Here is a 19,735-nt window from a genome sequence, read left to right on the forward strand (position 1 = left end):
GTCGTCCTCCCCGATGGGTCGTTCCCGTCCGGTGCTCTCCGGACGCCGTGCCAGCATCCCGTCGGCGGGCGGGGCTGGGCTTGGGCCGTAGGGGGGCCGGCGGCGGGCCGTTCGGCCCTGCTCCGGGCGTCCGGTCCGGCCGCGCCGCCCGGAGCAGGGCCGGATAGGGCCGGTCGGCCCGCGCCGGGGACCTGCGGCCCTGCTCCGGGCGGCCTCCGCTGCCGCATGCTGGAAGCAGAAGCCCAGTCCAGGAGGCAGAACACCATGGTCCGCACTGTTGTCGCGGGTATCGACGGATCGTCCGAGAGCAACGCCGCCGCGGAGTGGGCGGCACGCGAGGCCCGGTTGCGCGGCCTGCCGCTGACGCTGGTCCACGTGTGGCAGCCGGTGCCGGAGCCGATGGCCCAGGCGCCGCTGCTGGGCACCGAGACGCAGGCGCACTGGAGCGAACGCGTCCCGCGTGAGACGGCCGAGGGCCTGCGGCTGCGCCACCCCGGCGTCGAGATCACGCAGCGGCAACTGACCGGCACGCCCGCCGACGTACTGGCGGACACCGCGAAGGACGCCGAACTGCTCGTCCTCGGTTCCCGCGCCCTCGGCGGGCTCGGCGGCTTCCTGGTCGGCTCGGTGGGCCTGGCGGCCGTCGCGCACACCGATGTCCCGGTGGTGCTCGTCCGGGCCGGGGGGCAGGCCGCCGACGAGCACGTCGCGGATCAGGCCGGCGCCCCGTCCGCGGCGGCCCCGTACCGCCCGGTGGTGCTCGGCCTGGACGTGGCCAAGCCCGACGACGCCGTCCTCGGCTTCGCCTTCGAGGAGGCCGACCGGCGCGGCACCGCCCTGCACGTGGTGCACGCGTGGACGCTGGCGCCGTACTACGTCTACAGCCTGCCCGCGGCGCCCGAGATCGGTGCCGAGCTCGGGCGGCAGGAAGCCGCCGCCCTGGCCGAGGTGCTGGCCCCCTGGCGTACGAAGTACCCGGACGTCGAGGTCGTCGAGATCTCCCGCCTGGGCAGCGCGGCCGACCGCGTGCTGGACGCCGCCCGCGAGGCCTCCCTCGTCGTCGTGGGCCGCCGGATCCGCCGCAGCCCGCTGGGCACCCACATCGGCCCGGTCGCGCACGCCGTCCTGCACCACTCCACGGCCCCCGTCGCCGTCGTCGCGCACCCCTGACACCGTGCGGTCCACGACGCACCCGCACATCCAGCACAGCAGCACAGACAGCACAGACAGCACAGACAGCACAGACAGCACAGACAGCACAGAGGAGAAGAAGCCATGAAGGCAGCGGTCGTTCGAGCGTTCGGTGAACCCCTGGTCATCGAGGAGCGTCCGGACCCCGAGCCCGGTCCGGGTCAGATCCGGGTCCGGGTGGAGGCGTCCGGGCTGTGCCACACCGACATCCACGCCGCGCACGGTGACTGGCCGGTCAAGCCCAGCCCGCCGTTCGTGCCCGGCCACGAGGGCGTCGGCCTGGTCGAGAAGCTCGGCGAGGGCGTCACCCACCTGTCCGTCGGGCAGCGGGTCGCCGTGCCCTGGCTGGGCAGGGCCTGCGGACGGTGCGAGCACTGTCTGTCCGGCTGGGAGACCCTGTGCGAGGAGCAGGTCAACACCGGCTACGGCTGCGACGGCGGGTACGCCGAGAAGATGCTGGCCTGGGCCGACTTCGCCCAGCCGGTGCCGGAAGGCATCACCGCCCTGGAGGCCGCGCCGCTGACCTGCGCGGGCGTGACCACCTACAAGGCGCTCAAGGTCGCCGACGTGAAGCCCACCCAGCTGGTCGCCGTCTCCGGCGTCGGCGGGCTCGGCCACCTGGCCGTGCAGTACGCCAAGATCGCCGGTGCCACCGTCGCCGCGATCGACGTCACCGACGACAAGCTCCAGCTCGCCAAGGACCTCGGCGCCGACATCGTCATCGACGCCCGGGTGGAGAACGTCGGCGAGGTGCTCAAGCGGCACGGCGGCGCCCACGCGGCCATCGCGCTCGCGGTGAACGACGCGGCCTTCGAAGCCGTCAACGCCGGGCTGCGACGCGGCGGCAAGCTGGTGATGGTGGCCCTGCCGGCCCACGGCACGGTCCGCGTGCCGATCTTCGACACCGTCCTCAACGGCACCTCGGTGATCGGCTCCATCGTCGGCACCCGTCAGGACCTCGCCGAGGTCTTCCAGCTGCACGCCGCCGGACGCACCAAGGTCATCTACGAGACCCGCGCCCTCGCCTCCGTCAACGAATCCATCGACGAGGTGCTGCGCGGCGAGGTCAAGGCCCGCATCGTCTTCGACCTCGGCACGGGGCGGTGACGACGGCGCGACGCCCCCGGTCGTGGGGGGGGGGGGGGGGGGGGGGGGGGGGGCGCCCCCCCCCCCCCCCCCGGGGGGGGGGCGGCCCCCCCCCGGCGGCCCCGCCGGGCGCGCGCCCCCCCCCCCCCCCCCCCCCCCCCACGACCGGGCGGCGGGCGAGGCCGCCCCGCGGCTGGTCCCGCCGCGCCTGATCCCGCCGCACCTGGTGCCACCCGCCGGGTGACACCCCGGCCGCGCACCCCGTGGCACGGTGGCGCGGACGGCTCGGCCGCGTCAGGCCTCCTCCTGCCGCGCGAACCTCAGCGAGAGGGAGCGCAGCACGTCGGCGGTCGAGATGTCGGGCCGGCCCTCGTCGTGCACCTCGCCGAGATGCACGAAGGCGTAGGAGAAGCAGTTGGCCAGCGTCAGGATGGCGGGCCCGAGCGCTGCCGTGATGATCTCCATGGTCTCCTGCGCGGTGGCGTCCCTCGGGAGGCTGATCTGCGGCAACGTCTCCGCCAGGAGCGCGGAGATGGCCCCGGTGAGGGCGACGTCGGCGTCGGGGTTCTCGCGGACCTGCCGCTTCATCTCGATGGCCTCGGTGAGGATGCCGATGACGCGCTGCATGATCTCGGATTGCTGCATGCCGGGAGCCTACGGCCGGCGGACCCGGTGGTGCGATCGGCCGGCCCGGTCTGCCCGCGGACCGGCCGCCCACCCGGCCATGGCGCAAGTCGCCCTGCACGTACGGTGATTATCCGGTTCCTCGGACATGTGATCGCGGCGTAGGGCACGCTCTGAGCGTGAATGCGATTCATACGCCGCTGAGTCCCGAGGACCCGCGAGACGTCGGGGGTTACCGACTGCTCGCCAAGATCGGCGAGGGGGGCATGGGTGCCGTCTACCTCTCGCGCACCCGGGGCAACCAACCCGTGGCCCTGAAGGTGATCCGCCGGGAGTTCGCGCAGGACCCGGAGTTCCGCCGCCGCTTCCAGCAGGAGGTCACCGCCGCCCGCCGGGTGCAGGGCTACCACGTGGTTCCGGTCGTCGACCACGACACCACGGGCGCTCTGCCCTGGCTCGCCACGGCCTACGTCCCCGGGCTGCCGCTGGACGAGGCCCTGACCGCGTACGGACCGCTGCCGCTGCCCGCGGCCCTCCAGCTCACCGGCTGCGTCGCCGAGGCGCTGCGGGCCGTGCACGCGGCCGGGGTGATCCACCGGGACCTCAAGCCCAGCAACATCCTGCTGAGCGCGGAGGGCCCCTGGGTGATCGACTTCGGCATCGCGCGGGCGACCGACGCCACCCAGCTCACCCGCAGCGGCGGACTCGTCGGCACCCCGCAGTACATGTCCCCCGAGCAGATCGGCGGAGCCGAACTCACCCCGGCCACCGATGTGTTCTCCCTCGGCCTGATCGCGGCGGTGACGGCGACGGGCCGCCATCCGTACGGCGACGGCGGCGCCATCACCCTGGCCACCCGCATCGCCGCCACCGAGCAGCGGCAGCCCGACCTCTCCGGCTACCCGGACGGCCTGCGCCCGCTCCTGGAGCGCTGCCTCGCCCCCGATCCGGCGTCCCGGCCCACGCCCGCCGAACTCGCCGAGCTGTGCGCGCAGGCGTCCGGCCGTCCCGCCCGCGACTTCGCCGGCTGGCTGCCGGAGCCGGCGGCGGCCGAGATCGCCCGGCGGGCTCGGGCGGCGGCCACGCCCGAGCCGGATGCGACACCCACGGCCGCCGCCTACTCCCCCACCTACGTCCCCCCGCCGGCGCCGCCGAGCGGCACCCCGCAAGCCGCTCCCGCGGCCCGCAGGCGTACGCCGCTGGTGCTGGGCGCCGCTGTGCTCGCCGCGGTCGTGGTGGCCGGCGCCGCCTGGGGGCTGGCCGGGGGCGACACGTCGGACGACAAGGACGGGGCCGCGGCGGGGAACACCGCCCGGACCTCCCCGTCCGGGCCGGTGCCACCGGCCGCCGCCACCTCCGCATCGGGGTCCGCGTCGGCCGAGGGCGGCCTTCCCACCGACGCCCCTGCGTCCGCCTCGGCCTCGGCGGGCGCACCGGCGAGCGGCGGCTACACGCCGCTTTTCGAGAACAAGCCGCTCACCCTCCGCGCGCCCAGCCCCACGGCCTACACCCACGTGGACCTCGACCTGCCGAAGACCTATGCCGAGGGCGGCAGTTCGGCCCCTGACGGCGTCGAGCTGACGTACAACGAGTTCAGCGGATTCTCCTCACTGAGCTTCCTCACCACGACCGGCATCAGCGACGGCCCGACCGCGGAGCAGTGCGCCGCGGCAGCCGACACCAACGCCCTGCCGGCCACGATCACCGGCAAGAAGGACCTGCTGGCGCTGCTGCCCGAGGGCACCGTCCTGTGCACGGTCACCACGGACGGCAACCTGGCGATGATGAAGATCACCAAGGTGGAGATGAGGACCGAGAACCTCCCCGACTACACCACCGAACTGACCCTGTGGAAGCCGTCCTAGAACCGCCCCGCCGCCGCGTTTCGGATCGGGGGTCAGGTGACCTCCACTCACGAACGCGACGATGTGCCGGGAGTCGGCGGCGCTGTACGAGATCACTTTGCTCATGGGCTCATGATGACGACCGCCACTGACGTTCCCGGCCCCCCGGACGCGGCCCGGGACGACTCGCGCGGTGCACGAATACCGGTGGCGGCCGAAGCGTTGGCGCAGTATCTGTCGGGTACGCCTACGGCCCTGCGGTCCAGGGGCCGCCTCGACACCAGCAGAGAGGCCACCATGCCCGCCGAACTGTCCGACAGCCTCAAGTCCCTGCTCGACTCGCCCGTCTTCATCACCGTTGCCACGATCCAGCCCGACGGCAGCCCGCAGGTGTCGCCGGTGTGGGTGAAGCGGGACGGCGACGACGTGCTGTTCTCCACGACCGTCGACCGCCGGAAGTACAAGAACCTCGCGCGTGACCCCCGGGTCACCTTCGTCGTGCAGCCCGCCGACTCGCCGTACACGTACGCGGAGGTCCGCGGCACCGCCGAGATGACCACCGACGGCGCCCGCGAGCTGATCGACGAGCTGTCGGTCAAGTACACCGGCAAGCAGTACGCGGACTTCAACCCGGCCTCGGTCGACGACGCCGACCGCGTCGTCGTGAGGATCAAGCCGCGCAAGGTGGTGGGGGGCCTCTGAGGTTCCCGGAGCCTCGCGGCGCGGGACGGGGGTGCGCCTCGGCGCCTGCGGGGCGGTCTACGGCGTGATCGGGTCGAGGAGATGCGGTCCGTCGTTGCGGGCGTCGTTGACGGCCGGCGACACGGGTCGCACCTCGAGACGTCCGTCCGCGGGGCTCCGGAGCAGGGCGCGCAGTTCGTCGGGATCCTGGTGGGCGGGGTCGAGCCAGGCGTCGTAGCGGTCCTCGGTGAGGGCGAGCGGCATGCGGGGGTGCACCCGGCCGGCCGCGTCCGTGGCGTCGGTGGTGACGACGGTGCAGGTCATCAGCCAGGCGGCGGGGTCGTCGTCCGCCTTCACCTGCGGGTCGCGCCAGTACTCGTACAGGCCGGCGAGGGCCATGACCCGACCGTCCTCGGGGTGGATGAAGTACGGCTGCTTGCGGGTCCGGCCCGTGTCCCCGGCCTTGACCGGCTGCCATTCGTAGAAGCCGTCCGCGGGCAGCAGGCAGCGGCGCCGGGTGAAGGCTCGGCGGAAGGCGGGCTTCTCGTGCAGGGTCTCCGCCCTGGCGTTGATCATCCGCGCGCCGATCCTGACGTCCTTCGCCCACGACGGCACCAGTCCCCAGCGCAGCGGCCGCAGCTCGCGTCTCGCCGGCGCGGTGTCGTCCGCGCCGCGCGCCGTGCGTTCGAGGACGGCCCAGACGTCGTCGGTCGGAGCGACGTTCCAGCTCGGCGCGAGCGACTCGCCGACCGGCAGGTCGGCGACGTGGAAATGCCGGGCGAGGTCCTCGGGATCGCGGGTGGAAGCATAACGACCGCACATGCATTCCACTCTCCCACTGTTTTTCCGGGAACGTACGGGTGGCGTCCGGCGGTGCGGGCGCGTGAAAAGGGCCGGCGCCGGGAAGGCGTCGGCCCTTTTCCCTCATGTCAGCGGCGGCAGGCGCGGGCTGCGGATGTCGTCACAGGGGGCGTACGCGTGAAGCCTGCGGACCCTTGGGGCCCTGCACGATGTCGAATTCCACCTGCTGGTTCTCCTCCAGGCTGCGGAATCCGGAGCTGTCGATCTCCGAGTAGTGCACGAAGACGTCCGGGCCGCCGTCGGCCTGGGCGATGAAGCCGAAGCCCTTTTCGGCGTTGAACCACTTGACGGTTCCCTGAGTCATTGCTGCTCCTTACAGGGGCTGGGTTGGGTGATTCGCACCGTGCGAACACCCGGCCGGTTGACGACGCGGCTGCTCCAGCACAACCTGGAGAACAAGCTTCGCGCCCGCACCATCGTTCTCTGCGAGCATGCGACTGGCACAAACACACGAGTAAAACTGCGACCGGCTTCTCTCCCCAGGTTACCGCCGGAGTCATTCCGGCTCGCGTGCACAGACCCACCGGAGTGACGGCCGAACGGGCCGAGGACCGGATTCCTCGGGTGGGTCCCGTCGGTTTCCTGACCGGGCAAGGGAAATTCCCGCATGCCCGGTGCCCCGGCCCGGTGGCGGAGGGGGACGCCGTCCGGCGGCCTCCGTCCGTTCAGCCCTGCTTTCCGCGACCGGTGAGCAGGTCGCGCAGGCGGTCGACCATGCCGGTGCCGGGCGCGAGGATCCTGTTTGCGGGCGGGGTGTCCGGCGCGGACGGGTGCGGGCGGGTGGGGGCGTGCTTCTTGGCCGAGCGGACCTTCTCGCCGAGATCCTCCAGAGCGGTGGCGGAGCAGACCTCGGCCAGCAGGGGGAACAGCCGGTTCTCCTCGTCGTCGACGTGCGCCGTGACGGAGTTCCTGAGTCCCGTGATCAGCGCGTCGAAGCGTCCGTCGCCGGGCCGGCAGTCCTCCAGTTCCTTCAGCATGCGCTCGACCTCGCCGTGCTCGGCGATCTCCTCGTCGGCGAGGTCGTCGCCGTCGTCGACGTACCGGCGCACCGTCGGGTACAGGTACTGTTCCTCGGCCACCGAGTGGCGGACCAGTTCGATGGTGATCCGGTCCGCGAGTTCGCGTCGCTCCGGGTCGGCCGGCGGCAGCGCTTCGATCCGCGCGAAGAGGGCGTCCACCTCGCGATGGTCCGCGGTCAGTTCCTGGATGACGTTTCCGCCGTGTCCCATGGGTTCTCCACTCCTCGTCGTGCTGCGGCCGGGTACCGGCCGGCCGCCCTCGGCGCGTGTGTCCGCGTCGTCGGCGTCGTCCTCCGGCGAGGGCGGGAACGGCCACTCCGTCCCGAGCGCCCCGCCCGTTCGGCACCCAGGAGCTATGCCTCCCCCGTGCGCTCCCCCTGCCCCGCGACGCCCCGCCCCTTCACTCCGGCGGCCGACAGGATCGGCGGCGGCCGACGTCCACCGCGCCCGGCATCACCGTCCCGGTACGGGGTAGTCCGACTACGACCCGCGATCCGCAGAAGAAGGGACGATCGACCGTGATGATGTCCCACGCACTCGAACAGGACGTGCTCGTCATCACGGTGCACGCCGACCCCGGTGCCGACGGACGGGACGGCCTGCTCACGCAGGTCGGCGCTCTGGTCGAGGGGCACCTGCCGGTTTTCGTCGTCATGGTCCTCGACGAGTCGGCGGCGACCGACGCGACGGTCGGGGTGGTGCTGCGGGTCCACCGTCTGTGCGGCCGCCTCGGGCTGCTGCTGTCCGTGGCGACCCACAGCGCCCCCGCCCGGCGTCTGCTGGAGGAGGCCAGTGCCGACAGCAGCGGGATACGCCTGATCATCCACGCCCGCGCCGACGTCGCCGTCGCCACGGCCACCGCACTGACCACGGCGGCGTGACGGCTCCGGTCGGGCCCTCGGCGTCCGGCGGCCGGGGCGGCCCGCTGGTCTCCTTCGCCCGCGGTGCGGAGAGCGAGGTGCCCGCCGACGCCCCCATGCCCCTGGCGCTGACGGCTCTCCGGCACCGGAACGAGGTCGTCATGGTCCACGACCGCCACCGGGACGGCTGGGAGCTGCCCGGCGGCATGCCCGAACCGGGTGAGACCGCCCGGCGGGCGGCCGGCGTGTCGCTCGGCACGGTCTCCGCCGTCCTCGACCGCCCCGGTGCGGCGGCGGGCCGTCACCGGAGGGCCGCGCGCCGGACGCCTGCCGGCCGGGGACACGGCCCGCGGCGTCCTCCACGGGCACCCCCCTGTCGCGCGCCGGCCGGCCGCGGCCGTGCCACCGGGTCAGGTCCGGACGGTCAGGGCCGCTCGGGGGCGCCGTGGGGCAGGGCCGCGCCGGTGCGGCGGGTGAGGGGCAGCAGTGCCGCCGCCAGCAGCAGGGTGGTCAGGCCGAGCAGTCCCACGGCCGGAGCCAGCCCGCCGAGGGCGCCCTTGCCGCCGAGGAGGACGAGGGGGCAGGCGAACTCGCCGAGGAAGAACGCCGACGTCCACAGGCCGGTGCCGCGGCCGCGGTCGGCGAAGTCGAGCCGGGACATGGCCAGCGTCAGCAGGGACGGCAGCAGGAGTCCGGTGGCGACGCAGTTGACCACGGCTCCCGCGATCAGCAGGGGCAGGCCGTCGGCGAGGCCCATGAGCAGGAAGCCCACGCCGCTCAGCGCGAGGACGAGGGGAAGGCGGTGCCGGGGGCGGTCGGTGAGCCGGGTGAAGACGACGGAGCCGACGACGGTGGCCGCGCTGGCGACCGCGGTGACGGCACCGATCGCACCGGGGGCGTCCGTGCCGAGGTCGTCGAGGAGGTAGGACATCTCCACGGGCACCGTGTAGAAGACGACCGCGCCGAACACGGTCAGCAGGCAGATGCCGGCCATGCGGCGCACGGGGAAGGGCCGCGGCCCGGTGCCGGTGCGGTCCTGTCCGTCCGCGGACGCGGGCCGCGGGGCCGGCAGTGCGCGGGCCATGACGGGGGCGAGCAGCAGTCCGACCGCGTACAGCCCGAAGGGCGCACGCCAGCCGGCCGCCCCGAGGGCGCCGCCGAGCACGAAGAAGACCGTGGCGGACGCCGACGCGCACATGGTCTGCAGCGCGAGGTACCGGTCGCGGACCCGCCCCGTGTAGTAGTCGCCGATCAGCGTCGTGCAGGCGGTCATGATCGCCGCCTCGGCCACGCCGACCAGCACACGGCTCGCGAGGATGCCGTACAGCGAGTCCGTCCACAGCGGGACCGTGCCGAACAGCGCGTACAGGATCGTCGCGGCGACCAGCAGGCGCTTGCGGCCGACCCGGTCGACGACGACGCCCGCGAACGGGGCGAGCAGGGCGAGCGACAGGGCGGGCACGGTCAGTACCAGGGGAACGAGCGCCTCGGCCCCGGCGACCCCCGCGAAGTGGTCCTGCATGCGGGGCAGGACGGGGGCGATCAGGACGGCACCGAGGACGGGCAGACAGCTGCCGGCCATCAGCAGCGTGGCCGGCAGCTTCCCCCCGGCCTGCGGGGAGTCCCCTCGGTCGAGGGCGGTCGGGACGGCGGGAGCGGGCATGGCGGCACTCCAGGGCGCGAGGCGGGAGAGGTGGTGCCCCGTGGCGGCCGGGTCCGTCTCTCGCAGGACGTCGGCGCACGGGCGCGTGATGTGCCACGACTATGCGTTCCGGGAGGCGGCCTGCCCAGACCTGGCGTGATCCGGTTTTCGGATGCCGTTGATCCGTCGCGTGGATACCCGGCGGATCCGGTGGGACGGGCGCCTCGTCCGGGAGACCGCTCCTCGCCCCGCCCGCCCCGCCGGCCCTGTCGGCCCTGTCGGCCCCGCCGGCCGTCCGCCCCGTCCGTCAGAAGGGGGCCCGCTCCTCCGGAACGCCCGCGAGACGCCTGCCGACCCGCGCGGCCGTCTCCCGCAGCCAGATGTGGGCCGCGTCGTGCGTGTGCACCGGGTGCCACCACAGTGCCTCCTGGAGGGGCACGGCCTCGTAGGGCGGTTCCAGCACGCGGACGGCGGCGATCGGCGCGAGGAGGCTCGCGAGGCGCGCCTGGACGAGGGCGATGCGCCGGGTGCCGGCCACCAGGAGCGGCAGGAGCTGGAAGCTGTCGACGGAGACCTCCACCCGTGGCTCGATGCCGAGCATGCCGAGCTGGCGGACGGCCGGGGCGTCGTAGGTGCGCTGGTAGGTGACCCAGGGCAGTCTCGCCAGGTCCCGGCGGGTGAGGCGGTCGTCGACGCTGGGGTGGTCGTCCGCGACGAGGAAGACCCAGCGGTCCTGGTAGAGGTCGGTGGCGGGGAAGTCGCTGATGACGCCGTGCGGCATGAACAGGCCGTCGGTGGCGCTCAGCAGGGTCGCGGTGTCGTCGACGACGGTGGGCGGGGTCTGCGCGAAGCGCAGGCGGATGCCGGGGGCCTCCTCGTGCACCACGCGGGCGAGTTCGGTGCCGAAGACGGCGACGGCGTAGTCGGAGGCGACCAGCTTGAACTCGCGGCTCTCCTCGGCCGGGTCGAAGTCGGCCTGGCTGGCGAAGAGGCGTTCCAGCACGTCGTAGGCGGTGGAGGTGCGGTCGAGCAGGACCTGGGCGAGGGCGGTGAGTTCGTAGTGGCCGCCGACCCGGGCGAGCAGGTCGTCGTCGAAGTGGCGGCGCAGCCGGGCCAGGGCGGCGCTCATGGCGGGCTGGCTGAGGCCGATGCGCTGTCCGGCCCGGGTGACGTTGCGTTCCTCCAGCAGCGCGCGCAGGGCGACGACGAGGTTGAGGTCCAGGCGGGCCAGGTTCACGGGTCTTCCCCCAGTGGTACGTCGTGGTGCGGCGCCGACCAGGGTGAATTCGTCGCATGGATGCCGGTCATCCACAGAATCGATTTCCCTGATCGTAGGTGGCGGGTCCAGATTAGTCGCACCGCAATCAGGAGGACATGTCCGTGAAACCCGAACCCGTCTCCGCGCTCTTCGCCGGTCCGTTCGCCCTCGCCACGCTGTCGGCCCCGGACGGCCCGGCCTTCCCCGCCCTCGTCACCCCGGACGCCCGGGTGCTCGACCTGCGCTCCGCCCTCGGCGACGGTCCGGCGGACGTCCGCGGGCTGCTGGAGGAGTGGGAGACCGTTCTGCCGCGGCTGCGGGCGCTGGCCGCGGCGGGCGGCCCCGACCGCGGGCCGCTGGCGGACTTCCGGGTGCACGCCCCCGTCGAGCCGCGGCAGGTGTTCCAGTCGGGAGCGAACTACCGGCAGCACGTCATCGATCTGCACGTCGCCCACCGGGCGCCCGGCGACGACCGGCCCGAGGAGGAGCGGCGCGCCGAGGCCGCCGAGATCATGGACCGGCGGGCGGCCGAGGACCTGCCGTACGTGTTCATCGGCCTGCCGAGCGCGATCACCGGCCCGTACGACGACGTCGTCCTGCCCGCGTGGGCCGAAAAGCCCGACTGGGAGCTGGAGTTGGCGGCCGTGATCGGCCGGCCCGCCCACCGGGTGTCCGTGGCGGAGGCCCTGGAGCACGTCGCCGGGTACACGATCGCCAACGACCTCACCGACCGCGCCACGGTCTTCCGCCGCGACATGCCGCAGATCGGCACCGACTGGCTGCGCAGCAAGAACGCCCCCGGCTTCACGCCGCTCGGCCCCTGGATCGTGCCCGCCGAGTCGATCGCGGACCCCGGCGACCTGCGGCTGACGCTGAAGCTGAACGGCGAGACGATGCAGGACGAGTCCACCAAGGACATGATCTTCGACGTGGCCCGGATGGTGTCGTACGCCTCCCAGAGCGCCCGTCTGCTCCCCGGCGACCTGGTGCTGACCGGATCCCCGGCCGGGAACGGCATGCACTGGGGCCGGCTGCTGCGCGACGGCGACGTGATGGAGGGGTCGGTCACCGGGCTCGGCGCGCAGCGCACCCGCTGTGTCGCGGAGGGGGCCGCGTGAACCGCGACGATCCCGAGGGCGCGATCGCCGAGGCCGCCAAGGTCTGCTCCAACTGGGGGCGTTGGGGCGAGGACGACGTGCTCGGCACGCTGAACTTCCTCGACGAGGCCAAGCGCCGCGAGGGCGCCGCGCTCGTGCGGCGGGGCGTGAGTTTCTCCCTCTCCCAGCGCTTCGACATGAACGGCCCGCAGAAGGGCTGGCGGCGGCGCACCAACCCGGTGCACACCATGCTGGACACCGGCACCGACGCGGCGCTCGGCAACCAGGGCTTCCCGCACGGCATCGGCGGCGCCGACGACGTGATCGCGATGCCGCTCCAGTGCTCCACCCAGTGGGACGGGCTGGGGCACATCTTCGACCACGGCAAGGCGTGGAACGGGCGGGCGGCCGAGAAGGTCGTCACCTCCGACGGCGACCTCGTCACCGGCATCGAGCACATGGCGCCGTACGTCGCGGGACGCGGGGTGCTGCTCGACGTGGGCCGGGTCATCGGTGCGGACGGGGAACTGCCCGACGGCTTCGCGATCACCGAGGAGCACCTGCGCGCGACCGCCGAGGCCCACGGGGTGACCGTCGGGCGCGGTGACATCGTGCTGGTGCGCACCGGGCAGTTGGCCCGGGTCCGCCGCGAGGGCTGGGGGGACTACGCCGGCGGTCCCGCGCCCGGCCTGTCGTTCACCACGGCCGGCTGGCTGCACGGCAGCGAGATCGCCGCGATCGCCACCGACACCTGGGGCTTCGAGGTCCGCCCGAACGAGTTCGCGCACGCCTTCCAGCCCCTGCACCAGGTCGTCATCCCCCACGTGGGCCTGCTGATCGGCGAGATGTGGGACCTGGAGGCGCTCGCCGAGGACTGCGCGGCCGACGGCGCGTACGCGTTCTGGCTCACCGCCGCGCCGCTCCCCATCACCGGCGCCGTCGGCTCCCCCGTCAATCCGATCGCCGTCAAGTAACCCGAGGAACAAGGGAGTTCCCCATGAACCACGCCCGCACGGTCCTCGTCGTCGGCGGCGGCGCGGCCGGCAACGCCGTGACGGTCCTGCTGCGCCGGGCCGGCCTCGCCGTGGACCTGATCGAGGCCAGGGACGACTGGAACGCCACCGCCGGCTCCGGCATCACCCTCCAGGGCAACGCCCTGCGGGTGCTGCGTGAACTCGGCGTGTGGGAGCAGGTCCGGGCGTCCGGCTTCGGCTTCGGCTCCGTCGGCATCACCGCCCCCGACGGCACCGTCCTGCACGTCGCCCGCGACATCCGCACCGGGGGCGACGGCCTGCCCGCCACCGTCGGCATGCAGCGCCCGCAGCTCCAGCGGATCCTCATCGACGCCGTGCGCGCGAGCGGCGCGTCGGTCCGGCTGGGCACCACCGCCGAGATCCTGGACCAGGACGCCGACGGCGTCCTCGTCCGCCTCAGCGACGGCAGCGAGACTCGCTACGACCTGGTGATCGCCGCCGACGGCCTCGGCTCCACCACCCGCGCCGCGATCGGCATCACCGACAAGCCCGAGCCCACCGGCATGGCCATCTGGCGCATCGCCGCCCCCCGCCCCGCCGGCGTGGTCCGCACCGACCTCGCCTACGGCGGCCCGGCCTACATCGCCGGGTACTGCCCCACCAGCGAGAGCACCCTGTACGCCTACGTCGTCGAGGCCAACCGCGACCGCGCCTCGATACCGGCCGGGTCGTACGCCGACGAGATGCGGCGCCTGGCCTCGGCGTACGGCGGCTTCTGGCCGGAGATCACCCGGCACATCACCGACCCGGCGAAGGTCAACTACACCTGGTTCGACCGGCTGCTGGTCGAGGGCTCCTGGCACCGCGGGCGGGTCGTCCTGGCCGGCGACGCCGCGCACTGCTGCCCGCCCACGCTCGCCCAGGGCGCGGCACTGTCCCTGGAGGACGCCTGGGTCCTCGCACAGTTGCTGACCGGGACCGACACCTGGGACGACGCGCTGTTGCAGGCGTACCACGAGCGGCGGATCGCGCGGGTCCGTCCGGTCGTCGAGGCGTCCGTGCAGATCGGGCAGTGGCAGCTCGACGGGGTCCGCGACGCCGACGTGCCCGGCCTGATGGGCCGGACCATGACCATGCTGAGGGAACTGCCGTGACCGAGACCGAGACCGACACCGGGCCCACGCCCCGCCGGACGCCGACGCCCGCCCCCGTCCCGGCCGACGGTCCCGCCCCCGTCCCGACCGTCGACGTGCACGCCCACGTCCTGCTGCCCGAGATCGACGCGCTCGTGGCCGGGCTGCCCGGCCACGGCGAGGCCAGGGCCCTGGACGCGCGCCGCAACGGCCCCGCCGCCCTGGCGGTGAGCGGCCCCATGGTCCGCGACCGCATCCCCCGACTGACCGACGTGGCCGTACGCCTGGCCGCCATGGACGCCCAGGGCGTGGACGTCCAGCTGGTCAGCCCCTCCCCCTCGCACTACCACTACTGGACGGACGAGGAGAGCGCCGAGAAGGTGTACCGGCTGGCGAACGAGGCCACCGCCGCGCACTGCGCGGCGGCGCCGGACCGGCTGCGCGGCCTCGGACTGGTCCCGCTCCAGCACCCGGACCAGCTGGTGCGCGCCCTGGACCACGCCCTGGAACAGGGTCTGGCGGGGGTGGAGATCTCCAGCCACGCCCCCGGACGGGAACTCTCCGACCCGGCCTACGCCCCCTTCTGGTCCCGGGCCGAGGAGACCGGCGCGCTCCTCTTCCTGCACCCCTTCGGCTGCACGCTCGACGAGCGGCTGGACCGCTGGTACCTGTCCAACACCGTGGGACAGCCCACCGAGAACGCCGTCGCGCTGTCCCACCTGATCTTCTCCGGGGTGCTGGACCGGCACCCCGCGCTGAAACTGATCGCCGCGCACGGCGGCGGCTACCTGCCCACCCACATCGGGCGTTCCGACCACGCCTGGTCGGCCCGCTCCGACGCAGGCGGCGGCTGCGCGCACCCGCCCAGCAGCTACCTGAAGCGGCTGTACTTCGACTCCCTCGTCCACGACCCGCACGTCCTGCGGGAGTTGATACGCGTCGCCGGGGCCGACCGGGTGCTGCTCGGCTCCGACTTCCCCTTCGACATGGGCACCGAGGACCCGGTCGGCGCCCTGCGCGCCGCCCGTCTCCCCGATGCCGACTTCCACGCCGTACGGGGCGGCAACGCCGCCGCTCTCCTCCGGAAGGACTGACACCATGCGCCTGCTCACCCACCTGCGGCACGTCGACCTCGCCGTGCCCGACTACGACAAGCAACTCGACTTCTACGCCGGCGTCTGGGGCCTCACCAAGGTCGCCGAGGACTCCGGCATCTCCTTCCTGGCCGCCGAAGGCTCGCCCGAGCAGTACGTCGTCCGGCTGCGCAAGGCCGGGGAGAAGCGCCTCGACCTCGTCTCCTACGGCGCGGCGAGCGCGGCCGACGTCGACACCCTCGCCGAACAACTCCTCTCGCAGGGTGTTCAGTTGATCTCCCAGCCGGGCAAGGTGGACACGCCCGGCGGTGGTTACGGCTTCCGTTTCTTCGACGTCGACGGCCGCACCATCGAGGTCTCCGCCGACGTCGAGGTGCGGCAGCACCGCAAGATCGAGGAGAAGGAGGCGATCCCGGTCAAGCTGAGCCACGTCGTCCTCAACTCCCCGGACCTGAACCGGACCCGGGAGTGGTACGAGACCCACCTCGGCTTCCGGCTCTCCGACACGCTCAGCTCGCCGCACATGGGCGAGGTCATGCACTTCATGCGGATCAGCAACCAGCACCACTCGATGGCCATCGCCCGGGGCCCGCACACCGCCCTGCACCACGTCTCCTTCGAGATGCGCGGCCTCGACGAGTACATGCGCGGTTCCGGCCGCGTGATGCGCGCCGGGTTCCGCAAGATCTGGGGTCCGGGCCGGCACATGGCGGGCGACAACACCTTCACGTACTTCCTCGACCCGCACGGCAACACCGTCGAGTACACCACCGAGCTGGAGTGCCTCGACGAGGACACCTGGCACCCGCACGTCTACGACTTCTCCCGGCCCGAGGTCACCGACCAGTGGGGCACCGCCAACCCGATGAACGAACTGATCGCCAAGGAGTCCTTCAACGACCCCGACCGCGGCGTGTTCGTCGCCCCGCCGGTCTAGGGCGTGTTCCGAAAGTCCCGTCTGCCGGACAGGCCCTGACCCGTTCCCCCAGGAGTCGTCCCATGCGTTTCGCCGCATACGAACACCAGCACCGCCACCGGGTGGCCGTCGTCGACGACGACGGCACCCTCCTCCCGCTGCCCGGCGTCACCTCGCTCACCGCCCTGCTCGCCGAGACCGGCGGCCTGCCCGCACTGCTCGCCGCCGGTGCCGCCGCCCTCGACGTGCCGTCCGGCCCCCATGTCTCCGAGGTGCGGCTGCTGCCTCCCCTGCAGCCGGCGTCGGTACGGGACTTCGTCACCTTCGAGGAACACGTCGAGGGCGTCCGACGGTCCGTGGACGGCGCCGCCGGCGTGCCGGAGCAGTGGTACGCGGCGCCGACCTTCTACTTCACCAACCCGCACGCGATCTACGGCCCCGGCGACGGCGTCCCCGTGCCGCCGGGGTCGTCGGCACTGGACTTCGAGCTGGAGGTCGCCGCCGTCATCGGCCGCGAGGGCCGCGACCTCACCCCCCAACAGGCCCGCGAGCACATCGTCGGCTACACGGTCCTCGACGACTGGTCCGCGCGCGACCTCCAGTCGGCGGAGATGAAGGTCGGGCTCGGCCCCTGCAAGGGCAAGGACACGGCCACCACCCTCGGCCCGTACCTCGTCACCGCCGACGAACTGGAGCCGTACCGGGACCCCGACGGGTTCCTGCGCCTGGCGCTGACCGCCGAGGTCAACGGCGAGGTGGTCGGCGAGGACCTGCTCTCCCACATGAGCTGGACCTTCGAGGAGATGACCGCCTACGCCTCCCGCGGCACCCGTGTCGTCCCCGGTGACGTCCTCGGTTCCGGGACGTGCGGCAACGGCGGCTGCCTCGCCGAGCTGTGGGGCCGCGGCGGGGAGCGGAACCCGCCGCCGCTCAAGGCCGGCGACACCGTGAGTCTCACCGTCGAGGGCATCGGCACGCTCACCAACACGGTCGTCCCGGGCGTCGAGCCCGTCCCCCTGCCGAGCGGCAGGCGTCGTGGCCGGGAGCGGCCGTGAGCGGTCCGCACCCCGAGCGACTGCTGGGCAAGGTCGTCGTGGTCACGGGCGCGGCCCGTGGCCAGGGCGCCGCCGAGGCCGCGGCCCTCGTCCGGGAGGGCGCCCGCGTCATCGCCACCGACGTGAGCGACGCGCCCGGCTGCCGCCGGCTCGACGTGACCGACGAGAAGGACTGGGCCGGCCTGGCCGCGGACCTGCGCGAGGCCTACGGCCAGGTGCACGGCCTCGTGAACAACGCGGGCGTCACCTGGCGGGCCCGCGTCGGCGACGTGCGCCCCGAGGACCTGGCCCGGGTCCACGCGGTCAACGTCACCGGCCCACTGCTCGGCATCCAGCACCTCACGCCGCTCATGCCGCCCGGCTCCTCCGTCGTGAACGTCGGCTCCTCCGCGGCCCTGACCGGCCACTATCCGGTCGCCTACACCACGAGCAAGTGGGCGCTGCGGGGCCTGTCGAAGACCGCCGCCCTCGAACTCGGTCCGCGCGGGATCCGCGTCAACACGATCCATCCCGGCTACATCGAGACCGGGATGACCGCCTCGGCGGCTGCGGCGTTCCGCGAGGCCAACGTCCGCGAGACGCCGCTCGGCCGCACCGGGACGGTCGACGAGGTCGCCCCGCTCGTCGTCTTCCTGCTGTCGGACGAGTCGTCGTTCATCACCGGCGCCGAGATCCCCGTGGACGGCGGCCTCACCGCGCACGGCGGCGTCAAGTCCGTCTCGGACGCCCTGCGTCCGGAGGCGGACGGTGGCGGCGGCCGGCCGTCAGCCCTGTCGAGAAAGGACCGTTCGTGAACAAAGTGAGTGCCGGCGCCGCCGAGGCGGTCGCCGACATCCCCGACGGGGCCTCGCTCGCCGTCGGCGGCTTCGGACTGAGCGGGGTGCCGGAGATCCTCGTCCGCGCCCTGTACGCGCAGGGCGCCACGGGGCTGCGGGTCGTGTCGAACAACTGCGGGGTCGACGGCCGCGGCCTGGGCATCCTGCTGGCCGCCGGCCGCATCGCCCGGGTGACCGGCTCGTACGTCGGTGAGAACAAGGAGTTCGCCCGCCAGTACCTCGGCGGGGAACTCGAGGTGGAACTGACTCCGCAGGGCACCCTCGCCGAGCGGCTGCGCGCCGGCGGCGCGGGCATCCCCGCCTTCTACACCCCCGCCGGCGTCGGCACCCAGGTCGCCCGAGGCGGCCTGCCCTGGCGCCACACACCCGTCGGCACCGTCGCCGTCGCCTCTCCGCCCAAGGAGACCCGCGACTTCGACGGCCGTCCGCACGTCCTGGAGCACGGCATCACCACCGACTTCGCCCTGGTCCGCGCCTGGCGCGGCGACCGGCACGGCAACCTCCGCTTCCGCCGGGCCGCCGCCAACTTCAACCCCCTGGCGGCCATGGCGGGCCGCGTCACGGTCGCCGAGGTCGAGGAACTCGTCGAACCCGGCGCACTCGCCCCGGACGAGGTGCACCTGCCCGGGATCTACGTGCAGCGGATCGTCATGCTGACCGCCGAGGAAGCCGCCGACAAGCCCATCGAGAAGAGGACGGTGAGCGGCTGATGGCCTGGACCCGCGACCAGATGGCCGCCCGCGCCGCCGCCGAACTGACCGACGGCTCCTACGTCAACCTCGGCATCGGCCTGCCGACCCTCATCCCCGGTCACCTCCCGCCGGGCGTCCACGTCGTCCTGCACTCGGAGAACGGCATCCTCGGCACCGGTCCCCGTCCCACCGAGGACCAGGTCGACCCCGACCTGATCAACGCCGGCAAGGAGACCGTCACGGTGCTTCCCGGCGCCTCCTTCTTCGACTCGGCGCTCTCCTTCGGCATGATCCGCGGCGGCCACATCGACACCGCGGTCCTGGGCGCGATGCAGGTCTCCGCGACCGGCGACCTCGCCAACTGGATGATCCCCGGCAAGATGGTCAAGGGCATGGGCGGCGCGATGGACCTCGTCCACGGTGCCCGCCGGGTCATCGTCCTGATGGACCACACCGCCAAGGACGGCAGCCCGAAGATCGTCGAGGAGTGCACGCTCCCGCTCACCGGCGAACGGTGCGTCCACCGCGTCGTCACCGATCTGGGCGTGCTCGACGTCACCGGCAGCGGCCTCGCCCTCGTCGAGACCGCGCCGGGCGTCACCGTCGAGGAGATCTCGGCCCGCACCGGGGCCGCCCTGCGCCTCGACGGTTTCACCGCCGCCTGCTGACCCGGATCGGTCCTGGCCCGCTGCCCGCCGCCCGCAGCCCGCCGGCGAGCAGCGGGCCGGCTCATGTCCCCTTGACCGGCCGGCCGGTCGACGGGAGGAGAGCCTCGCGGCCGCCGACACCGCCGACGACATCGGGCGGAATCGGACCGACGACGGGCGCGATCGCCCCGGCGGTCCGGCCCGGCGATCCGGCCCGGCGGGCGC

At 73.4% G+C, this 19,735-nt stretch carries 20 protein-coding genes and 1 pseudogene; 15 read left to right on the forward strand and 6 right to left on the reverse strand.

The features are described 5' to 3' along the window. The first annotated feature begins 264 nt into the window (after positions 1-264). Both ACH4N1_RS17945 and adhP read left to right on the forward strand, forming a co-directional pair. Positions 265-1,170: a universal stress protein gene (locus ACH4N1_RS17945; protein ID WP_398098125.1), complete on the forward strand. Its 906-nt coding sequence runs from the start codon at positions 265-267 to the stop codon at positions 1,168-1,170. 105 nt (positions 1,171-1,275) lie between these two features. Then, on the forward strand, positions 1,276-2,298 hold the full coding sequence (gene adhP / locus ACH4N1_RS17950) for an alcohol dehydrogenase AdhP (RefSeq protein WP_398098127.1): 1,023 nt from the start codon (positions 1,276-1,278) through the stop codon (positions 2,296-2,298). A gap of 273 nt (positions 2,299-2,571) precedes the next feature. Here the strand turns inward: adhP and ACH4N1_RS17955 are convergent, their stop codons facing one another. Further along, positions 2,572-2,922 carry a hypothetical protein gene (locus tag ACH4N1_RS17955; protein WP_366056290.1) on the reverse strand — a complete coding sequence of 117 codons (351 nt, stop codon included), beginning with the start codon at positions 2,920-2,922 and terminating at the stop codon, positions 2,572-2,574. A gap of 158 nt (positions 2,923-3,080) precedes the next feature. Here ACH4N1_RS17955 and ACH4N1_RS17960 point away from each other — a divergent pair, with 158 nt between their 5' ends. Then, positions 3,081-4,766, forward strand: coding sequence for a serine/threonine-protein kinase (locus ACH4N1_RS17960; RefSeq protein WP_398098129.1), 1,686 nt, complete (start codon positions 3,081-3,083; stop codon positions 4,764-4,766). A 276-nt stretch (positions 4,767-5,042) separates the two neighbouring features. After that, complete coding sequence (locus ACH4N1_RS17965) at positions 5,043-5,447, forward strand: PPOX class F420-dependent oxidoreductase (protein WP_398098130.1); 405 nt, start codon at positions 5,043-5,045, stop codon at positions 5,445-5,447. A 57-nt stretch (positions 5,448-5,504) separates the two neighbouring features. Here the strand turns inward: ACH4N1_RS17965 and ACH4N1_RS17970 are convergent, their stop codons facing one another. The 3 genes from ACH4N1_RS17970 to ACH4N1_RS17980 all read right to left on the reverse strand — a co-directional run bounded on the left by ACH4N1_RS17970 (position 5,505) and on the right by ACH4N1_RS17980 (position 7,516). Then, complete coding sequence (locus tag ACH4N1_RS17970; RefSeq protein WP_398098132.1) at positions 5,505-6,248, reverse strand: SOS response-associated peptidase; 744 nt, start codon at positions 6,246-6,248, stop codon at positions 5,505-5,507. A 139-nt stretch (positions 6,249-6,387) separates the two neighbouring features. Further along, the gene (locus tag ACH4N1_RS17975; protein WP_073491490.1) at positions 6,388-6,591 is read right to left on the reverse strand and encodes a cold-shock protein; all 204 of its coding nucleotides are present in this window, start codon (positions 6,589-6,591) and stop codon (positions 6,388-6,390) included. A gap of 361 nt (positions 6,592-6,952) precedes the next feature. After that, positions 6,953-7,516, reverse strand: coding sequence for a hemerythrin domain-containing protein (locus ACH4N1_RS17980; protein ID WP_398098134.1), 564 nt, complete (start codon positions 7,514-7,516; stop codon positions 6,953-6,955). 311 nt (positions 7,517-7,827) lie between these two features. Between ACH4N1_RS17980 and ACH4N1_RS17985 the strand changes: the two genes are divergently transcribed. Both ACH4N1_RS17985 and ACH4N1_RS17990 read left to right on the forward strand, forming a co-directional pair. Beyond that, on the forward strand, positions 7,828-8,187 hold the full coding sequence (locus ACH4N1_RS17985) for a hypothetical protein (RefSeq protein WP_398098136.1): 360 nt from the start codon (positions 7,828-7,830) through the stop codon (positions 8,185-8,187). Between the two features lie 95 nt (positions 8,188-8,282). Continuing rightward, positions 8,283-8,396, forward strand: a pseudogene (locus tag ACH4N1_RS17990) (NUDIX domain-containing protein); the annotation flags it as partial. A 194-nt stretch (positions 8,397-8,590) separates the two neighbouring features. On the opposite strand, the gene ACH4N1_RS17995 reads toward ACH4N1_RS17990, so the two are convergent. Further along, positions 8,591-9,829 (reverse strand): MFS transporter, encoded by a 1,239-nt coding sequence (locus ACH4N1_RS17995; RefSeq protein WP_398098138.1) that lies wholly within the window; start codon positions 9,827-9,829, stop codon positions 8,591-8,593. Between the two features lie 286 nt (positions 9,830-10,115). After that, the gene (locus ACH4N1_RS18000) at positions 10,116-11,045 is read right to left on the reverse strand and encodes a LysR family transcriptional regulator (protein WP_398098139.1); all 930 of its coding nucleotides are present in this window, start codon (positions 11,043-11,045) and stop codon (positions 10,116-10,118) included. Positions 11,046-11,182: 137 nt separating this feature from the next. On the opposite strand from ACH4N1_RS18000, the gene ACH4N1_RS18005 reads away from it, so the two are divergent. From ACH4N1_RS18005 to ACH4N1_RS18045, 9 genes are all read left to right on the forward strand, one after another. Continuing rightward, on the forward strand, positions 11,183-12,184 hold the full coding sequence (locus ACH4N1_RS18005; RefSeq protein ID WP_398098140.1) for a fumarylacetoacetate hydrolase family protein: 1,002 nt from the start codon (positions 11,183-11,185) through the stop codon (positions 12,182-12,184). Further along, the gene (locus tag ACH4N1_RS18010) at positions 12,181-13,137 is read left to right on the forward strand and encodes a cyclase family protein (protein WP_398098142.1); all 957 of its coding nucleotides are present in this window, start codon (positions 12,181-12,183) and stop codon (positions 13,135-13,137) included. The genes ACH4N1_RS18005 and ACH4N1_RS18010 overlap by 4 nt, the downstream gene beginning before the upstream one ends. A 23-nt stretch (positions 13,138-13,160) precedes the next feature. After that, on the forward strand, positions 13,161-14,291 hold the full coding sequence (locus ACH4N1_RS18015) for an FAD-dependent oxidoreductase (protein ID WP_398098144.1): 1,131 nt from the start codon (positions 13,161-13,163) through the stop codon (positions 14,289-14,291). Between the two features lie 95 nt (positions 14,292-14,386). Further along, a complete protein-coding gene (locus ACH4N1_RS18020; RefSeq protein ID WP_398098357.1) occupies positions 14,387-15,364 on the forward strand; it encodes an amidohydrolase family protein in 978 nt (325 codons plus the stop codon). Positions 15,365-15,368: 4 nt separating this feature from the next. Next, positions 15,369-16,301: a VOC family protein gene (locus ACH4N1_RS18025; RefSeq protein ID WP_398098145.1), complete on the forward strand. Its 933-nt coding sequence runs from the start codon at positions 15,369-15,371 to the stop codon at positions 16,299-16,301. 62 nt (positions 16,302-16,363) lie between these two features. Beyond that, positions 16,364-17,335, forward strand: a complete 972-nt coding sequence (locus ACH4N1_RS18030) for a fumarylacetoacetate hydrolase family protein (RefSeq protein ID WP_398098147.1) — start codon at positions 16,364-16,366, stop codon at positions 17,333-17,335. Continuing rightward, positions 17,332-18,129, forward strand: a complete 798-nt coding sequence (locus tag ACH4N1_RS18035) for an SDR family NAD(P)-dependent oxidoreductase (RefSeq protein ID WP_398098149.1) — start codon at positions 17,332-17,334, stop codon at positions 18,127-18,129. Before ACH4N1_RS18030 ends, ACH4N1_RS18035 begins: the two co-directional genes overlap by 4 nt. Beyond that, entirely contained in the window at positions 18,126-18,881 is a 756-nt protein-coding gene (locus tag ACH4N1_RS18040) for a CoA transferase subunit A (protein ID WP_398098151.1), read from the forward strand. Before ACH4N1_RS18035 ends, ACH4N1_RS18040 begins: the two co-directional genes overlap by 4 nt. After that, on the forward strand, positions 18,881-19,531 hold the full coding sequence (locus ACH4N1_RS18045) for a CoA transferase subunit B (RefSeq protein ID WP_398098152.1): 651 nt from the start codon (positions 18,881-18,883) through the stop codon (positions 19,529-19,531). The genes ACH4N1_RS18040 and ACH4N1_RS18045 overlap by 1 nt, the downstream gene beginning before the upstream one ends. Positions 19,532-19,735: the final 204 nt, after the last annotated feature.

Origin of the sequence: Streptomyces sp. NPDC017202 (assembly GCF_044331705.1) — a bacterium.
Taxonomy (GTDB): Bacteria; Actinomycetota; Actinomycetes; order Streptomycetales; family Streptomycetaceae; genus Streptomyces.

Excerpts from the sequence above, each read along its gene's own strand:
- ACH4N1_RS18015 (WP_398098144.1), top strand. The coding sequence starts at position 13,161 with ATGAACCACGCCCGCACGGTCCTCGTCGTCGGCGGCGGCGCGGCCGGC.
- ACH4N1_RS17995 (WP_398098138.1), bottom strand. The coding sequence starts at position 9,829 with ATGCCCGCTCCCGCCGTCCCGACCGCCCTCGACCGAGGGGACTCCCCG.
- ACH4N1_RS18025 (WP_398098145.1), top strand. The coding sequence starts at position 15,369 with ATGCGCCTGCTCACCCACCTGCGGCACGTCGACCTCGCCGTGCCCGAC.
- adhP (WP_398098127.1), top strand. The coding sequence starts at position 1,276 with ATGAAGGCAGCGGTCGTTCGAGCGTTCGGTGAACCCCTGGTCATCGAG.
- ACH4N1_RS17980 (WP_398098134.1), bottom strand. The coding sequence starts at position 7,516 with ATGGGACACGGCGGAAACGTCATCCAGGAACTGACCGCGGACCATCGC.
- ACH4N1_RS18045 (WP_398098152.1), top strand. The coding sequence starts at position 18,881 with ATGGCCTGGACCCGCGACCAGATGGCCGCCCGCGCCGCCGCCGAACTG.
- ACH4N1_RS18005 (WP_398098140.1), top strand. The coding sequence starts at position 11,183 with ATGTCCGTGAAACCCGAACCCGTCTCCGCGCTCTTCGCCGGTCCGTTC.
- ACH4N1_RS17955 (WP_366056290.1), bottom strand. The coding sequence starts at position 2,922 with ATGCAGCAATCCGAGATCATGCAGCGCGTCATCGGCATCCTCACCGAG.
- ACH4N1_RS17985 (WP_398098136.1), top strand. The coding sequence starts at position 7,828 with ATGATGTCCCACGCACTCGAACAGGACGTGCTCGTCATCACGGTGCAC.
- ACH4N1_RS17975 (WP_073491490.1), bottom strand. The coding sequence starts at position 6,591 with ATGACTCAGGGAACCGTCAAGTGGTTCAACGCCGAAAAGGGCTTCGGC.
- ACH4N1_RS18030 (WP_398098147.1), top strand. The coding sequence starts at position 16,364 with ATGCGTTTCGCCGCATACGAACACCAGCACCGCCACCGGGTGGCCGTC.
- ACH4N1_RS17970 (WP_398098132.1), bottom strand. The coding sequence starts at position 6,248 with ATGTGCGGTCGTTATGCTTCCACCCGCGATCCCGAGGACCTCGCCCGG.
- ACH4N1_RS17965 (WP_398098130.1), top strand. The coding sequence starts at position 5,043 with ATGCCCGCCGAACTGTCCGACAGCCTCAAGTCCCTGCTCGACTCGCCC.
- ACH4N1_RS17945 (WP_398098125.1), top strand. The coding sequence starts at position 265 with ATGGTCCGCACTGTTGTCGCGGGTATCGACGGATCGTCCGAGAGCAAC.